General features: G+C 45.0%; 15 protein-coding genes. 6 read left to right on the forward strand and 9 right to left on the reverse strand.

Annotated features, from left to right (window positions below):
* The first annotated feature begins 19 nt into the window (after positions 1–19).
* Together aceF and lpdA are read left to right on the forward strand one after the other, a co-directional pair.
* Complete coding sequence (gene aceF, locus OCV19_RS02705) at positions 20–1,912, forward strand: pyruvate dehydrogenase complex dihydrolipoyllysine-residue acetyltransferase (protein WP_065676627.1); 1,893 nt, start codon at positions 20–22, stop codon at positions 1,910–1,912.
* Between the two features lie 242 nt (positions 1,913–2,154).
* Positions 2,155–3,585, forward strand: coding sequence for a dihydrolipoyl dehydrogenase (gene lpdA, locus OCV19_RS02710; RefSeq protein ID WP_048659365.1), 1,431 nt, complete (start codon positions 2,155–2,157; stop codon positions 3,583–3,585).
* A gap of 261 nt (positions 3,586–3,846) precedes the next feature.
* On the opposite strand, the gene OCV19_RS02715 is transcribed toward lpdA, so the two are convergent.
* Positions 3,847–4,452: a LuxR/HapR/OpaR family quorum-sensing transcriptional regulator gene (locus OCV19_RS02715; RefSeq protein WP_019824386.1), complete on the reverse strand. Its 606-nt coding sequence runs from the start codon at positions 4,450–4,452 to the stop codon at positions 3,847–3,849.
* A gap of 337 nt (positions 4,453–4,789) precedes the next feature.
* Here OCV19_RS02715 and hpt point away from each other — a divergent pair, with 337 nt between their 5' ends.
* Complete coding sequence (hpt, locus tag OCV19_RS02720) at positions 4,790–5,320, forward strand: hypoxanthine phosphoribosyltransferase (RefSeq protein WP_017059438.1); 531 nt, start codon at positions 4,790–4,792, stop codon at positions 5,318–5,320.
* Positions 5,321–5,394: 74 nt separating this feature from the next.
* Here the strand turns inward: hpt and can are convergent, their stop codons facing one another.
* Positions 5,395–6,063 carry a carbonate dehydratase gene (can, locus tag OCV19_RS02725; RefSeq protein ID WP_017059437.1) on the reverse strand — a complete coding sequence of 223 codons (669 nt, stop codon included), beginning with the start codon at positions 6,061–6,063 and terminating at the stop codon, positions 5,395–5,397.
* Between the two features lie 286 nt (positions 6,064–6,349).
* Here can and OCV19_RS02730 point away from each other — a divergent pair, with 286 nt between their 5' ends.
* From OCV19_RS02730 to OCV19_RS02740, 3 genes are all read left to right on the forward strand, one after another.
* A complete protein-coding gene (locus OCV19_RS02730; protein ID WP_170926823.1) occupies positions 6,350–7,981 on the forward strand; it encodes a SulP family inorganic anion transporter in 1,632 nt (543 codons plus the stop codon).
* 335 nt (positions 7,982–8,316) lie between these two features.
* Positions 8,317–9,234 carry an ABC transporter ATP-binding protein gene (locus OCV19_RS02735; protein ID WP_065676628.1) on the forward strand — a complete coding sequence of 306 codons (918 nt, stop codon included), beginning with the start codon at positions 8,317–8,319 and terminating at the stop codon, positions 9,232–9,234.
* Between the two features lies 1 nt (position 9,235).
* Positions 9,236–10,006 (forward strand): ABC transporter permease, encoded by a 771-nt coding sequence (locus OCV19_RS02740; protein WP_010435987.1) that lies wholly within the window; start codon positions 9,236–9,238, stop codon positions 10,004–10,006.
* Between the two features lie 107 nt (positions 10,007–10,113).
* Here OCV19_RS02740 and panC read toward each other — a convergent pair whose 3' ends face one another.
* From panC to sfsA, 7 genes are all read right to left on the reverse strand, one after another.
* The gene (panC, locus tag OCV19_RS02745; protein ID WP_048605734.1) at positions 10,114–11,004 is read right to left on the reverse strand and encodes a pantoate--beta-alanine ligase; all 891 of its coding nucleotides are present in this window, start codon (positions 11,002–11,004) and stop codon (positions 10,114–10,116) included.
* An 8-nt stretch (positions 11,005–11,012) separates the two neighbouring features.
* Entirely contained in the window at positions 11,013–11,807 is a 795-nt protein-coding gene (gene panB, locus OCV19_RS02750; RefSeq protein WP_065676629.1) for a 3-methyl-2-oxobutanoate hydroxymethyltransferase, read from the reverse strand.
* Between the two features lie 22 nt (positions 11,808–11,829).
* On the reverse strand, positions 11,830–12,315 hold the full coding sequence (gene folK / locus OCV19_RS02755) for a 2-amino-4-hydroxy-6-hydroxymethyldihydropteridine diphosphokinase (protein WP_004735459.1): 486 nt from the start codon (positions 12,313–12,315) through the stop codon (positions 11,830–11,832).
* Entirely contained in the window at positions 12,312–13,667 is a 1,356-nt protein-coding gene (gene pcnB, locus OCV19_RS02760; protein WP_017059432.1) for a polynucleotide adenylyltransferase PcnB, read from the reverse strand. Before pcnB ends, folK begins: the two co-directional genes overlap by 4 nt.
* Positions 13,668–13,850: 183 nt before the next feature.
* Positions 13,851–14,726: a tRNA glutamyl-Q(34) synthetase GluQRS gene (gene gluQRS, locus OCV19_RS02765; protein ID WP_065676630.1), complete on the reverse strand. Its 876-nt coding sequence runs from the start codon at positions 14,724–14,726 to the stop codon at positions 13,851–13,853.
* Between the two features lie 179 nt (positions 14,727–14,905).
* Positions 14,906–15,352 carry an RNA polymerase-binding protein DksA gene (dksA, locus tag OCV19_RS02770; protein ID WP_004738189.1) on the reverse strand — a complete coding sequence of 149 codons (447 nt, stop codon included), beginning with the start codon at positions 15,350–15,352 and terminating at the stop codon, positions 14,906–14,908.
* A gap of 135 nt (positions 15,353–15,487) precedes the next feature.
* Positions 15,488–16,213, reverse strand: coding sequence for a DNA/RNA nuclease SfsA (gene sfsA, locus OCV19_RS02775; protein WP_048612328.1), 726 nt, complete (start codon positions 16,211–16,213; stop codon positions 15,488–15,490).
* Positions 16,214–16,216 lie beyond the last annotated feature (3 nt).

Raw genomic sequence — 16,216 nt, forward strand, 5'->3', positions numbered from 1 at the left:
ATTAAGGTAGGTAAATACAATGACAATCGAAATTAATGTACCAGACATCGGTGCTGACGAGGTTGAAGTAACTGAGATTCTTGTAAACGTTGGTGACAAGGTTGAAGAAGAGCAGTCACTGATCACTGTTGAAGGCGACAAAGCTTCAATGGAAGTTCCAGCGTCTCAAGCGGGTATCGTTAAAGAAATCAAAGTAGCGGAAGGCGATTCAGTTTCTACTGGTTCTCTTATCATGATCTTCGAAGCGGAAGGTGCTGCTGCAGCACCGGCTGCGCCAGCAGTTGAAGCGGCGGCACCAGTTGCTGCAGCTCCTGCAGCGGCGGCTGAGCTTAAAGAAGTTCACGTACCAGACATCGGCGGTGATGAAGTTGAAGTAACTGAAATCATGGTTGCTATCGGTGACGCAGTAGAAGAAGAGCAATCTCTTCTTACTGTTGAAGGCGATAAGGCTTCTATGGAAGTTCCTGCACCATTCGCTGGTATCGTTAAAGAAATCAAGATCGCTTCTGGTGATTCAGTTTCTACTGGTTCTCTAGTAATGGTATTCGAAGTGGCTGGTTCAGCACCTGCAGCAGCTCCGGCTCCTGCGGCGGCAGCACCAGTTGCAGCGGCTCCAGCAGCATCTGCTGAGAAAGAAGTAAACGTTCTTGATATCGGTGGTGACGAAGTAGAAGTTACTGAAATCATGGTAGCGGTTGGCGATACAGTAGAAGAAGAGCAATCTCTAATTACTGTTGAAGGCGACAAAGCTTCAATGGAAGTGCCTGCACCATTCGCTGGTACAGTAAAAGAAATCAAGATTGCAGCTGGCGACAAAGTGTCAACTGGCTCTCTAATCATGACTTTCGTAGTTGAAGGCGCAGCTCCTGCTCCTGTTGCAGCACCTGCACAAGCAGCAGCTCCAGCGGCGGCACCTGCTCCTAAAGCAGAAGCACCTGCAGCGGCTCCAGCAGCAGCTGGCGACTTCCAAGAGAACGGTGACTACGCTCACGCTTCTCCAGTAGTTCGTCGTCTAGCTCGTGAATTTGGCGTTAACCTTTCTAAGGTTAAAGGTACTGGTCGTAAGAGCCGTATCCTTAAAGAAGACGTTCAGTCTTACGTTAAAGATGCACTTAAGCGTCTTGAGTCTGGTGCAGCTGCATCTGGCAAAGGCGGCGACGGTTCTGCTCTTGGTCTACTACCATGGCCAAAAGTTGACTTCAGCAAGTTCGGCGAAACTGAAGTTCAGAAGCTTTCTAAGATTAAGAAGATCTCTGGCGCTAACCTGCACCGTAACTGGGTAATGATCCCTCACGTTACACAGTGGGACAACGCAGACATCACTGAGCTAGAAGCATTCCGTAAAGAACAGAACGCAATCGAAGCGAAGAAAGACACTGGCATGAAGATCACTCCACTTGTGTTCATCATGAAAGCTGTCGCTAAAGCGCTAGAAGCATTCCCAGCGTTTAACTCTTCTCTTTCTGAAGATGGCGAAAGCATCATTCTTAAGAAGTACGTAAACGTGGGTATCGCTGTTGATACACCAAACGGTCTAGTTGTTCCTGTCTTCAAAGACGTGAACAATAAAGGTATTTACGAGCTATCAGAAGAGCTAATGGCTGTTTCTAAGAAAGCACGTTCTGGTAAGCTAACAGCGGCAGACATGCAAGGCGGTTGTTTCACAATCTCTAGCCTTGGTGGTATTGGCGGTACTGCATTTACTCCAATCGTAAATGCTCCAGAAGTAGGTATCCTAGGTGTATCTAAGTCTGAAATTAAGCCAGTTTGGAATGGTAAAGAGTTCCAACCACGTCTACAGCTTCCACTGTCTCTATCATACGACCACCGTGTGATCGATGGTGCTGAAGGTGCACGCTTCATTACTTTCCTAAACAGCGCACTATCTGACATTCGTCGTCTAGTACTGTAATTGAGAAAGTAATTATTAAGGTGACTTTCGGGTCACCTTAATTCTTTATATAAAGACTATTTTTAGAGAACAGTTTCCTGCATTTCTCATAATCTGATAGGGAATTGTTGTCTAGCTCACAGGCTAACTTAAAGCTACTTTCACACTGTTAACATCTCTGTAAAATGTTTCCTGTTTGAAAGCCCAATAATTTTAAGAACATCTACTCAGCCTGTTAGGGATAATGACTACAAGAGGTCACAATGAGCAAAGAAATTAAAGCCCAAGTTGTTGTACTTGGTTCAGGTCCTGCTGGTTACTCAGCGGCATTCCGTTGTGCGGATTTAGGTCTAGAAACAGTACTAGTTGAACGTTACAGCACTCTTGGTGGTGTATGTCTAAACGTTGGTTGTATTCCATCAAAAGCACTTCTTCACGTTTCTAAAGTAATTGAAGAAGCTAAAGCGATGGCAGAGCACGGCGTTGTATTCGGCGAGCCACAAACGGACATCAACAAGATCCGTATTTGGAAAGAAAAAGTAGTTGATCAACTAACTGGCGGTCTTGGCGGTATGGCTAAGATGCGTAACGTTACTGTTGTTAACGGTTTCGGTAAGTTCACTGGTCCTAACAGCATTCTTGTTGAAGGCGAAGGCGAAGCAACAACTGTTAACTTCGACAACGCAATCATTGCTGCGGGTTCTCGCCCAATCAAACTTCCTTTCATCCCACATGAAGACCCACGTATTTGGGATTCTACGGATGCACTAGAACTAAACGAAGTACCTGAAAAACTGCTTATCATGGGCGGCGGTATCATCGGTCTTGAGATGGGTACGGTTTACCACTCTCTAGGTTCTAAAGTTGAAGTTGTAGAGATGTTCGATCAAGTTATCCCTGCTGCGGATAAAGACATCGTTAAAGTCTTCACAAAACGTATTAAGAACAAGTTCAAGCTAATGCTTGAAACTAAAGTAACAGCAGTTGAAGCGAAAGAAGATGGTATCTACGTTTCAATGGAAGGCAAAAAAGCACCAGCTGAAGCTGAGCGCTACGATGCTGTTCTTGTTGCTATCGGTCGTGTTCCAAACGGTGCACTTATCGACGCTGAAAAAGCGGGTATCGAAGTTGATGAGCGTGGTTTCATCAATGTTGATAAGCAAATGCGTACAAACGTTCCTCACATCCATGCGATCGGTGACGTTGTTGGTCAACCAATGCTTGCTCACAAAGGTGTGCATGAAGGTCACGTAGCTGCTGAAGTTATCTCTGGTAAGAAGCACTACTTCGATCCTAAAGTAATCCCATCAATTGCGTACACTGAGCCAGAAGTTGCTTGGGTAGGTAAGACTGAGAAAGAAGCGAAAGCTGAAGGCATCAACTACGAAGTTGCTACTTTCCCTTGGGCTGCTTCTGGTCGTGCAATCGCTTCTGACTGTGCAGACGGTATGACTAAGATGATCTTTGATAAAGAGACTCATCGTGTAATCGGTGGTGCTGTTGTTGGTACTAACGGTGGTGAACTTCTTGGCGAAATCGGCCTAGCAATCGAAATGGGTTGTGATGCAGAAGATATCGCTCTTACTATCCACGCTCACCCAACTCTACACGAGTCTGTTGGTCTAGCTGCGGAAGTATTCGAAGGTTCAATCACTGACCTTCCAAACAAGAAAGCAGTGAAAAAGAAGAAGTAATTCTTCTTTAGTCACTCGCTAATGTTTTTAAAAGCCGCTGATTCGTCAGCGGTTTTTTTATGTCTGAAGTAAGGCGCAGGAACGTTTCACTCCGAGATGCGAGTACGCTGCGCTTCGGGATGCGAAGAGCCATTCCATTCTACAAAAAAGGGTTGACCGCTTAGGCCAACCCTTAAATTATTTACTCGAATCTCGAATCTCGAATCTCGAATCTCGAATCTCGAATCTCGAATCTCGAATCTCGAATCTCGAATCTCGAATCTATTTATAAATGCACAGCATGTTTAAGTAGCTATCTGTTAAGCTTGAAAGCTCTTCAGGTGTTTCTACACGTTTCGCTTGGATGAATAGCGAGTAGCAGATGCCGTGGAATAGGTTCGCTAGATGCTTAGGATCGTGATCGTCACAAACTTCGCCGCGCTCAATCGCTTTACTAAACATGTTCTGGACTAACATTTGGTTAGTGCGGTTTGTTGTTACGAACAGTGGCCATACTTCATCACGAGTCGATGCGCTCCATTCGAACCATACGTTCAACCAGTGGCTGTCTTGAGCTACTAGTGTCACCATTTCAGTCGCAATATTATGTAGGTTTTGTTTTGCGTGAATATCTAGATCGATATTGTCTGAAAGGAAGTTTGAGAATTGACGGACAACATGATTAAGCACTTCATCAACCAGATCTTCACGAGTAGGGAAGTAGTTAAATACTGTTGCTACTGATACCTGAGCGATATCTGCAATGTCAGCGTGACCACCACGGCCAATGCCGCGACGAGAGAACACTTCAAGCGCGATTTCCATCAGCTGAAGTTTTCTTTTTAAAGGTGAAAGCCTAGTTCTAGGTCTCTTAGAGATTGAGTCCATTTTATTTTCCTTGCCAACGATTTTTTTATATTAATGATTTTATTATTATTTAAGCCAAGATGAGTGTAATGGTGCATATGCGAATGGTCAATCCTTTGAGCTTATTTAATAGACAGTTACATCAAACTTGATACATAAAGCGTGATCCACATTGATGTGAAAGGAGGCGACTATCAGACAAAGCACAAGTGCACATTTCATTGATAATCTGACAGTAAATTCGAACCATAAGGTGGTGTGGGTATTTGAGCAGTGCTAGACTTACGCACAAAATTGAGCGACACAACTGACGAAACTGTCAACATTCGTCGCAATCACCAAATAGAATGAGAGCAGTATGAAGCATACAGTTGAAGTCATGATCTCTGAGCAAGAAGTTCAGGATCGAGTGAACGAACTAGGCAAACAGATCACGGAACACTACAACGGTAGTGAAGATCTAGTTTTAGTTGGCTTATTGCGTGGATCTTTTGTCTTTATGGCAGATCTTGCTCGTGCTATCGATTTAACGCACCAAGTTGATTTCATGACCGCGTCTAGCTACGGCAACGGCATGGAAAGCTCACGTGATGTTCGTATTTTGAAAGACCTTGATGATGATATCCAAGGTAAAGACGTTCTACTTGTAGAAGATATTATCGATACAGGTAACACGCTGACTAAAGTAAAAGAGATTCTGAGCCTACGTGGTCCTAAGTCTATCGAAATTTGTACGCTACTAGACAAGCCTTCTCGCCGTGAAGTGACTGTAGATACAAAATGGATTGGTTTTGAAATCCCAGACGAGTTTGTTGTTGGTGTTGGTATCGACTACGCACAAAAATATCGTCACCTACCGTACATCGGTAAGGTAGTACCTCAAGAGTAATCATTACGCTTGTGGTTTAGAAGTCATTAAAAAGCCCGCATCAAGCGGGCTTTTTGTATATATGACGGAATGGGCTAGCTTTGTTGACTAAGAAGAGGCGTCGTTAAGATCTTATTCAATGCATCTAAGTGACTGTTCTCTAGGGTATCGTTACTTGAGCAACGTACGCCAAGGTCCTGCAGCTTGCCATCGCCAATACCATAAACCACACCGTGGATTTCAACGTCTTGGCCACGCTCCCACGCATTTTGCATAATGGTTGAATTGCCTAGGTTATAAACCTGTTCTGCGACGTTAATTTCGCACAACTTGTCACCCCATTGCTCACGAGGAAGCCCCTCGATTTGCTTACGGTATTTTAGGTAATTGTCACGGATGTGCAGTAACCAGTTGTTGATAAGACCAAGTTTAGGGTTATCAATCGCCGCGTTAACACCGCCACAGCCATAGTGACCGCAGACAATGATGTGTTTAACTTTGAGTACATCGACGGCGTACTGTACCACTGAGAGGCAGTTTAGGTCGGTATGAACCACTTGGTTTGCCACATTTCGGTGAACAAACAGTTCGCCAGAGTACAAACCAGTGAGACGCTCGGCCGGAACACGGCTATCTGAGCAGCCAATCCATAAAAAACCAGGGCTTTGACCCTCTTCAAGCGTTGTAAAATACTCAGGTCGTTGAGATCTAATTTCTTCTGACCATTTAGAGTTGTTTTCAAAAAGCTGTTTAATCTCTGGCATTTTGCGTCTTACATCCCTTAATTAAGAATCTCAACTATACACAATGTTACAAATTCAATCTCGTAAAAACTGTGTCAAATAGTACTCATCTGACGTGTACTCGTCGTTAAAATCATTAACTTAGCGTAGAAGCTATGATCTGGTTATAAGACATGAATAATGTGATTGAATTAACACTTTCTGAACACTTGATACATTTGTTAAAGTGATAAGGTTTGTCATTTCATCATCAGGAAGGTGTGTTTTGTTTGGAAGTCGTTTTACGGATATCAATCTCAAAGGGGACATGTTTGGTGGTGTTACTACAGCCATCATCTCATTACCTTTAGCATTGGCATTTGGTGTTGCTTCTGGTGCGGGCGCGGAAGCCGGCCTTTGGGGCGCCATCATGGTTGGCCTATTTGCGGCATTGTTTGGTGGATCGAGCAGCCTGATCTCTGAACCGACCGGCCCGATGACGGTGATCATGACAGCCGTAATGACCAGCATGGTCGCGAAATACCCTGAAACTGGCATGGCAATGACCTTCACCGTCGTGATGATGGCTGGTGCATTTCAGATATTGCTTGGTACGTTAAAGCTCGGAAAATACGTTACTTTGATGCCATATAGCGTGATCTCCGGATTTATGTCCGGTATCGGCGTTATTCTAATTATTCTTCAGTTGTCTCCTTTATTAGGACATGCCGCACCTTCTGGTGGGGTGATGGGCACGCTCTCCGCACTTCCTGATACGCTCGCAAACCTAAAAGTGAGCGAACTGTTTTTAGGAGCATTGACGCTCGGTATTCTTTTCGGTTTTCCAGCCAAATATCGTAAGTATGTGCCTGCTCAACTGGTCGCTTTGGTTGCTGTGACTCTCTTGTCCGTCATTATTTTTGATACCGACTCTATTCGCCGTATTGGTGAAATCCCAGCTGGTTTGCCTACGCTCGTTATTCCTACGATCAGCGCTGAACAGTTCACGACCATGGTTATTGATGCCTTGGTACTGGGTACGCTTGGCTGCATTGATACGCTTCTGACCGCGGTTATCGGAGATTCGCTGACTCGTAAAGAGCATGACTCAGACAAAGAACTTCGCGGGCAAGGCATTGCCAATATGATCTCTGGCCTGTTTGGTGCGCTACCTGGCGCGGGCGCCACTATGGGTACTGTGACTAATATTCAGGTGGGAGCGCGTTCTCCGCTTTCCGGTGTTATTCGAGCTTTAGTACTTGCGTTAGTGGTATTGGTTGCAGGTGGCTTAACAGAACCGATTCCTATGGCAGTGCTGGCTGGTATCGCGATGTATGTTGGTTTCAATATCCTAGATTGGAGTTTTATCCAGCGCGCACACAAGGTGAGTTATGCCGGTATGGGTGTGATGTACGGCGTGATGCTACTGACTGTGTTTGTCGATTTGATTATTGCCGTTGGACTGGGCGTGTTTATCTCGAACATTCTGATTATTGAAAGGTTGAGCCGAGAGCAAGCCAGACAAGTTAAGGCGATCAGTGATGGTGATGATGAAGACGATATCCCATTGACCGATAGCGAACGTCAGTTACTCGATAGTGCTAATGGTAAAGTGTTGTTCTTCTATCTATCAGGGCCGATGATATTCAGTGTCTCAAAGGCGATTTCACGTCAGCACTCAAGTATCTCTGACTATGAAGCGATGATTCTAGATCTGACCGATGTCCCTATGATTGATGTCACTGTTGGTCTTGCGCTAGAGAATGCGATTAAAGATGCATTGGATGCGCAGTGTGAGGTGTACCTGCTGTGTCCTAATGAGAATACTCGTCAGCAACTAGAGAAGTTCCACGTGATTGACCTAGTGCCGGAATCCAACACTTATCGATTTAGATATGAAGCCCTGACGGCAGCAACAAGCTATGTCGATAGAGATGAACATCAATTTGAGTCAGTTTAATTTTCAGTAACAAGCGAACATGAATGAGCTGATATGAATAAGCCATAGACGCTCACTTCAAGACTGATCATTAATGCCGTTAAGTGAATCACTTAGCGGCATTTTTATATTTATTGAACGTTGATTTAGTCTTCAGTTAACCAAGATGCTTATTTGTTTTCGAAAGAAACTCTCACACGATATTTGTATTAATCGTCAATCAACGATAAACTTGTTTGCAAAATGGCCGAGTAAACAAGTTTGGGTTAGTTTTCTGCTAGCTCGTTTTAAGCATTACTCTCTTCCTCAAGCTCGGTCGTCTACATCTTATCTATAGCAAATGGCAGTCTATCTCTATGTATGCATTAGAAATTGAGCAATTAAGAAAAACTTATGCTGGGGGCTTCGAGGCTCTTAAGGGCGTTAGTTTACAAGTAGAAAAAGGCGACTTTTACGCACTACTTGGTCCAAATGGTGCGGGTAAATCAACCACCATTGGTGTTATCTCTTCACTGGTAAATAAAACGTCAGGCAAGGTTAAAGTGTTCGGCTACGACATTGATACCGATCTGGAGTTGGCGAAGCAGAACTTAGGCCTTGTGCCTCAAGAGTTTAACTTTAACCCGTTCGAAACCGTTGAACAGATCGTGCTGCAACAAGCGGGTTATTACGGCGTGCCAAAAGCCTTAGCGAAAGAGCGAGCGAAAAAGTACCTATCTCAACTCGATTTGTGGGAAAAGCGTGGCGAACGTGCGCGTAACTTGTCTGGTGGTATGAAGCGTCGTTTGATGATCGCGCGTGCATTGATGCATGAACCTCATTTGTTGATCCTTGATGAACCAACAGCAGGCGTTGATATTGAACTACGTCGTTCAATGTGGGAATTCCTAAAAGATATCAATGAGAAGCAGGGCATTACCATTATCTTGACCACGCACTACCTAGAAGAAGCAGAAATGCTGTGTCGCAACATTGGTATCATCAATCGCGGTGAACTGATTGAGAACACAACAATGAAAGCGCTGTTGGGCAAATTGAGTGCGGAGACCTTTATTCTGGATCTGGAAGAGGGTACGACTGAACCTAAGCTTGAAGGTGTGAATAGCCAAGTGATGGTCAATGGTTCGCTAGAAATCGAAATCGACAAGAACCTAGGTTTGAATACCATTTTTGCTCAATTGAGCGAGCAACAGGTTAAAGTCCTCTCTATGCGTAACAAAGCAAACCGTCTAGAAGAGCTATTTGTGAGTATCGTCCGTGAGGGGAGTAAATAATATGTACAGCCTATATTGGACCGCTTTCTGCAGTTTGTTGACCAAAGAGATCAATCGCTTTACTCGTATCTGGGTGCAAACTCTGGTGCCGCCAGCGATTACCATGACGCTTTACTTCATTATCTTCGGCAACCTGATTGGTGCGCGTATTGGTGAAATGAACGGCTTTAGCTACATGGAATACATTGTTCCCGGTCTGATCATGATGTCGGTGATCACCAACTCATACTCCAACGTTGCTTCATCGTTCTTTAGTGCCAAATTCCAAAAGAACATTGAAGAGTTACTTGTAGCACCCGTTCCTAATTACGTGATTATCGCAGGTTTCGTAATGGGCGGCGTGGTTCGTGGCTTGTTAGTGGGCACTATCGTAACCTTCGTGTCGTTGTTCTTTGTCGACCTGCAAGTTGACCATTGGGGCGTGATCATTGCGACGGTATTTTTAACGTCGGTAGTATTCGCTTTGGGTGGCTTGATTAACGCGGTATTCGCGCGCACGTTTGATGATATATCTATTATCCCAACCTTTATCTTAACGCCGCTGACGTACCTTGGTGGTGTGTTCTACTCGATCAGTTTATTGCCTGAATTCTGGCAAGGCGTATCGAAGTTGAACCCTATCGTGTACATGGTAAACGCGTTCAGATATGGCTTCTTGGGTGTGTCTGATGTGGGGATCGTGACGTCGTTCGGCGTACTAGGCGTGTTTATCGTGCTGTTGTATGGCATTGCGCACTACTTAGTGACAAAGGGTATCGGCTTACGTAGCTAACCTTTGGTTTATCTAAGTAGCAGGTAAAGAAAAAGGTCGATATAACATCGACCTTTTTTATGTTTTTGCGTTTGGTGTTTTTGTTTTGCGTTAAGAGCAGAATCCGACTATTCAGTTGCTTCTTCTTTCACTTCTTCTTTGGTTTCCGTTACCAAATCGAGAACTTGGTTATCGATAAGACGGGTCTTACCTAGGAAAGCCGACATTAGAATCACTGCTTGAGTGGATTCTGAAGTGATCGCTTGCAGCGTCTTAGCATCACAAATGAAGATTTCGTCAGGTTGAAGATCTGCAGCGCGCAGCTGGTCAGTTGCATCTTCAATCACTGATGCGTAATCATCGCGGCCACCACGAATGGCACTGCTGATCCAGCGCATAGTACGCGCTAGAACTGGCGCTCGTTGGCGCTCGTCAATCGTTAGGTTGCTATTGCGAGAGCTCATTGCCAAACCATCCATTTCACGAACGGTCGCAACGCCGACAACTTCAATGTCTAACGCTAAATCAGTGGTCATCTGGCGAATAACAGCAAGTTGCTGAAAGTCTTTCTCGCCGAAGCATGCAAAGTCTGGCTGAACGATATTAAACAGTTTAGTGACAATGGTTGATACACCACGGAAGTGACCTGGACGAGAGGCACCTTCAAGCATGTGAGATATGCCAGGGACCTCAACAAACGTCTGTTTGTCTAATCCATCTGGGTACATCACCTCTGGCGTTGGTGTAAATACTAGCTCAACACCTTCACCTGTTAGCTTACTTAAATCTGCTTCTAACGTGCGAGGGTAGTTGTTTAGGTCGTCGGCACGGTCAAACTGCATTGGGTTTACAAAGATGCTTACCACAACGATGTCGGCCAGTTCACGAGCTTTCTTTACCAGAGTCAGGTGGCCTTCATGCAGGTTTCCCATTGTCGGAACAAAAGCAACCGTACGTCCATCACGCTTAAACTGTTTAATCTGCTCACGAAGAGCCGCTATTTCAGCAAAAGTTTGCATACTTACTCCTAAGCGATTGTATGAGCTTCATCAGGGAAGCGCGCGCTCTCTACTTCTTCTTTGTATAGAGCTACTGCCTTACGCATATCACCTGTTTCTGCTAGGAAATTCTTAGAGAATTTCGGCATGTAGTTCGCAGAAATACCGAACATGTCATGCATAACCAAGATCTGACCATCGGTAACATTACCTGCGCCGATACCGATAACCGGTACGTCACAAGCTTCTGTAATTCGTTTTGCCAATGAAGCCGGTACACATTCAAGTAGAACGATTTGAGCGCCTGCGTTTTGCAGTGCTAACGCGTCAGCAACCATTTTGTCGGCTTGCTCGTCGTCACGACCTTGAATCTTGTAACCACCAAAAATGTTCACAGACTGAGGCGTTAAGCCTAAGTGTGCACATACTGGTACCGCACGTTCTGTTAGCATCTTCACAGTATCAACCAACCAGCTTCCGCCTTCGATTTTTACCATGTTCGCACCAGCACGCATCAAAGTCGCTGCGCTCTCGCAAGCTTGTTCTGGCGTTGCGTAGCTCATGAAAGGCATGTCAGCCATAAGAAGACAATTTGGGCTACCAGCACGCACTGAGCGAGTATGGTAAGCAATGTCTTCAACGGTTACTGGTAATGTATCGTTATGGCCTTGTAAAACCATACCCAGTGAATCACCGACGAGCAGAACTGGTATTTCTTGGCTTTCGAATAATTGAGCAAAGCTCGCATCATAAGCTGTCGAAGTCGCGAATTTACGACCTTCACGTTTGCATTTGATCAGGTCGTTAATGGTTACTTTTTTCATTGGTTTTCCTTAATGCGCTTGGCTATTGTTGCCAAACATTGAGCCCGTTCTTATCTACTATTTTCAGCAGTTCTGTCAGCTCAGTCCCATCAGGGAGTTGTAAACTTGGTGCGATTTCAGCAAGCGGGTAGAGTACAAACTCTCGTTCTTTCATTCCATAATGAGGAACGATTAAGCGCTCTGAATCGATCACCTCATTGCCGTATAGCACAATGTCGAGATCCAAGGTTCTTGGTCCCCAACGTTCATCTTTACGGACGCGCCCTTGCTCTAGTTCGATCTTTTGAGTGCAATCAAGTAGTTCAATTGGCGTTAATTCGGTTTGGATAGCGACTACCGCGTTGATGTAGTCTGGTTGATTTTGCGGCCCCATTGGAGTGCTACTATATAGCTGAGAGGTCGCAATAAACGTTGATCGCGGTAGGCTTTTTAGCGTTTCGATAGCCAAATTTGCTTGGCTAACTGGGTCGGCAAGGTTGCTGCCGACCGCAATGTAAGCAGTTATCATTCTGATTGCTTACTCTTTTTGTTTCGGTAAGTCTTACGGCGACGATGGCCTGACTTTGATGGTGCTGCAACGTCGTTAGCCATTGCTTGACGCATGTTGCGACCTGCAGTCTGATAACGCTCCCACCATTTTGCTAACTCTTTGGTTTCGCCACCTTCAATCTCACCACGCATTTCTAGGAAATCGTAGCCTGCACGGAACTTGTTGAGCTCCATTAGACGAACTGCGCGTTTACCGTTGCGGCGAGGCAGTCGAAGTTGCAGTTGCCAAACTTCGCGAATGGTTGCGGTGTGACGACGAGGAATCGCAATAGACTTTACTTGCTGATCAAGAATGATGTTACTTGCTTCCATGATCGCATCGTAGTGTGCCATACCCTGTTCAGCGACAAGTTTGTCTGCCAGCTTGTTCATTGGGTACCAAAGCATCGCTGCGAACATGAATGCTGGGTTTACTCGCTTACCGTCTTCGATGCGAAGGTCGGTTGAATCGAGAACTAAATCAAGCATCTGCTCTGTGTGAGAGTCGTAATCTTCTGTGAAGTGCTCAGCTACTGCTGGGAACATCTGTTGGAACAGGTTGTACTCGCGCATCAGGTGGTAGGTTTCTAAACCGTGACCTGACTGCAGTAATTTTAGAGATTCTTCGTAAAGGCGCGCAGCAGGGATATCTCTCAGAAGGTGAGCTAACTCTTCAATCGGGTCAGCTGTGTCTTCTTCGATGTCGAAATCCAGTTTAGCGGCGAAGCGCATTGCACGTAGCATACGTACTGGGTCTTCGCGGTAGCGCGTTTCTGGATCGCCAATCAGGCGGATCAGTTTATCTTCTAAATCTTCTACACCACCCGCGTAATCGTGGATGCTGTAGTCTGCAATGTTGTAGTACATCGCGTTGATCGTGAAATCACGACGCTCTGCATCTTCATCAACACTGCCGTACACGTTATCGCGCAGTAGCATGCCTTCTTTCGATTGTGCAGAAACGTTTTTCGATGGTTCTTGGTGGTGACCACGGAAAGTTGCGACTTCAATGATGTCACGACCAAACATGATATGTGCCAAGCGGAAACGGCGACCGATAAGGCGACAGTTTCTGAAGAGGTGTTTGATCTGCTCTGGCGTTGCGTTGGTCGCAATATCAAAATCTTTTGGCTGAGAGCCTAATAAGATATCGCGCACACCACCACCGACTAGAAATGCGTCAAAACCCGCACCATTCAGGCGATATAGCACTTTTAGTGCGTTGTCGCTGATCTGCTTGCGTGAAATATTGTGCTCTTGACGAGTATAAATATTCAGAGCTAATTCGTGGAATCCGCGTTGTTCGCTTGGGGTATTGTCGTTTGTATTCATTAGTTTAGAACAAAGTAGGTATCGCCAACTTTGTTTTTCTCTTAGTCCAAAGTGGTAGTGCAGAGTTTAATTGCGGCTAATAATAGCTTAGCGCGAGCCATTTGAGAACATCGTCTGCTTAACCACAGTGGTTGGTTATGGCATTTTTATGTGTCGTTTTTGCTATTTGCCGTGAGTTTCGAGCTAATTACAGTGCTCTTTTTGTAAACTATCAGGTAACTGACTGACGTTCCATTGTTGGCAGCCCCACAATAAAATCTCATCCATTGAAGCCTCACAAAGAGCCGTCGGGATATCAAAACCTAAGAATCGCATCGCGTTGAGTAACGTTGGTTTTGGGTTATCGAGATCTATCGCGGTGGCATGGTTCTGTTTTGACAGTTTATTCCCCAAGCCATCGGTTGCCAATGGTAAGTGCAAGTAGCTCACTGTTTTTTGCTTGAGCGTCTTATACAAACTGATTTGTCGACCAGTTGGTTCTATCAGATCTGCGCCTCTTACGACTTCTGTCACTCCTTGGTCGATGTCATCAAGAACAACGGCCAAGTTATAGGCAAACAATCCATCTCTGCGTTTAATAATAAAATCTTCTGCAGCTAATGCTTTAGGGATTTGAATGGTGCCGTGGCGCACATCATCAAAGGACTCCACTGGAAAGTCCATGCACAAGCGCACCGCCTGTTCGCCTGAATCGATTAAGCCTGCATCTCGACAGTGACCATTGTAAAAGCCACCCAAAGCCTTTATCTGCTTACGGGTGCATTGGCAGTAGTAGGCTTGATTGTCAGCGACCCATTGATCGATTTGAGCTTGATAGAAGCCATGACGCTGGCTTTGATAAACGACTTCACCATCCCAAAATAGGTGGTAAGCCTCAAGCGTCTTAAGAATGAGGTCTGCAGCGCCGGCCATTTCTCTTGGCGGATCTAGGTCTTCCATACGAACTAACCATTTTCCTTGGTTAGATTTCGTTTGAAAGTAGCTACCAAGAGCAGCAACAAGTGAGCCAAAATGAAGAGGACCTGACGGTGATGGTGCAAAGCGCCCGATATAATTCATGAGTGAACAACCTAATCTAAATGGTACCGCAGTAGCCGATTCTTAAGACGTTTAACAAGAGCTTTAATGCGTAGAACTAAGGCTTAAAGCTGCTATTTACTATCAAGCGTGTGAAATACTTCGCTTGGATAACAAACAAAAAAGGGAGCCAAGGCTCCCTTTCTTTACATCTGCAAGAATTAACCTTGCATCTGTTTCTCTTTGATCTCTGCAAGTGTTTTACAGTCAATACAAAGATCAGCAGTTGGACGAGCTTCAAGGCGACGAATGCCAATCTCGATACCGCAAGAATCACAGAAGCCGAAATCGTCTTCTTCGATCTTGTCTAGTGTCTTCTCAATTTTTTTGATAAGACGACGCTCACGGTCACGGTTACGTAACTCTAGGCTGAATTCTTCTTCTTGAGAAGCACGGTCAACTGGGTCTGGGAAATTCGCTGCTTCGTCCTGCATGTGGTGCACAGTACGATCAACTTCTTCCCTGAGCTGGTTGCGCCAAGCTGCTAAAATTTTTGTAAAATGTTCCGTTTGCTCAGGTGACATGTACTCTTCACCTGGCTTCTCTTGGTACGGTTCAACACCTGCGATGGCTAGGATGCCTAGCGCTTTTTTCTTAGATTCTGGCATACAGCATCTCCTATTTACACCTAGTCAACTGCAAAGCAGCTAATTTTAAGGCGGGTATCTATAGCAGAAAGAACGAATGGTGGCAAATACTCTTATTCAAACTTGCAATCAATGTGATTAGTTCAGCATCTTTGCCTAGCTATTGATAAATTCAACAGCTTGTTTTAGTTGTATTTGAGTACTGCTGAGCTCTGCTTTATAGCAAAGCACTTCAACTCCAGCGTCTTGTGCTTGTTTTAGTAATAACGAATATTTGGCGTCTATATGGTGTGCCGCAGACACTTTTTCAATACCTGAATGTAAAACAGTGAATAAAAGTACGGCTCTATTTCCAGATTCGACCATTTCTGTGAGTTCACGCAGATGTTTTTGGCCTCTGGTTGTGACCGCATCAGGGAAAAAACCTTGCCCTTTAGTTGACGTTTCTAGCTCGTCGAGCAAAGTGACGCTTTTCACTTCGATATAGCAAGGCGGCTTTTCGTTATCTTCAAGCAGAATATCAATGCGACTATTCTCACTGCCATATTTCACTTCGGTTCGTAACGCGTTATAACCTAAGAGTTCAACTATAGTCCCATTTTCAATTGCTTCCACTGCTAGCTGGTTTGCCCGCGCAGTATTTACACAAATACGATGACCTTTGTCTGTTTCTGAGATCTCCCAGCTGTTTGGGTACTTTCTTTTTGCATTATCGGAGGTTGAGTACCACACCGTATTGCCAGGAGTCGCACATCCTGTCATCGCTCCAGTGTTAGCGCAGTGAATAGTGCGTTCGCTGCCGTCAGGAAGTTGGATGTCAGTGAGAAAGCGTTTATAGCGTTTAATAAGAGTCGCTGGCTCTAATGGCGGATTGAAGTGCATATT

Source organism: Vibrio celticus (assembly GCF_024347335.1).
Classification (GTDB): Bacteria; Pseudomonadota; Gammaproteobacteria; order Enterobacterales; family Vibrionaceae; genus Vibrio; species Vibrio celticus.

Coding starts and splice junctions, on each gene's coding strand:
- folK (WP_004735459.1), bottom strand. CDS start 12,315: ATGATAACTGCTTACATTGCGGTCGGCAGCAACCTTGCCGACCCAGTT.
- lpdA (WP_048659365.1), top strand. CDS start 2,155: ATGAGCAAAGAAATTAAAGCCCAAGTTGTTGTACTTGGTTCAGGTCCT.
- pcnB (WP_017059432.1), bottom strand. CDS start 13,667: ATGAATACAAACGACAATACCCCAAGCGAACAACGCGGATTCCACGAA.
- can (WP_017059437.1), bottom strand. CDS start 6,063: ATGCCAGAGATTAAACAGCTTTTTGAAAACAACTCTAAATGGTCAGAA.
- gluQRS (WP_065676630.1), bottom strand. CDS start 14,726: ATGAATTATATCGGGCGCTTTGCACCATCACCGTCAGGTCCTCTTCAT.
- panC (WP_048605734.1), bottom strand. CDS start 11,004: ATGCAAACTTTTGCTGAAATAGCGGCTCTTCGTGAGCAGATTAAACAG.
- dksA (WP_004738189.1), bottom strand. CDS start 15,352: ATGCCAGAATCTAAGAAAAAAGCGCTAGGCATCCTAGCCATCGCAGGT.
- hpt (WP_017059438.1), top strand. CDS start 4,790: ATGAAGCATACAGTTGAAGTCATGATCTCTGAGCAAGAAGTTCAGGAT.
- aceF (WP_065676627.1), top strand. CDS start 20: ATGACAATCGAAATTAATGTACCAGACATCGGTGCTGACGAGGTTGAA.
- panB (WP_065676629.1), bottom strand. CDS start 11,807: ATGAAAAAAGTAACCATTAACGACCTGATCAAATGCAAACGTGAAGGT.
- OCV19_RS02730 (WP_170926823.1), top strand. CDS start 6,350: ATGTTTGGTGGTGTTACTACAGCCATCATCTCATTACCTTTAGCATTG.
- OCV19_RS02740 (WP_010435987.1), top strand. CDS start 9,236: ATGTACAGCCTATATTGGACCGCTTTCTGCAGTTTGTTGACCAAAGAG.
- OCV19_RS02715 (WP_019824386.1), bottom strand. CDS start 4,452: ATGGACTCAATCTCTAAGAGACCTAGAACTAGGCTTTCACCTTTAAAA.
- OCV19_RS02735 (WP_065676628.1), top strand. CDS start 8,317: ATGTATGCATTAGAAATTGAGCAATTAAGAAAAACTTATGCTGGGGGC.
- sfsA (WP_048612328.1), bottom strand. CDS start 16,213: ATGCACTTCAATCCGCCATTAGAGCCAGCGACTCTTATTAAACGCTAT.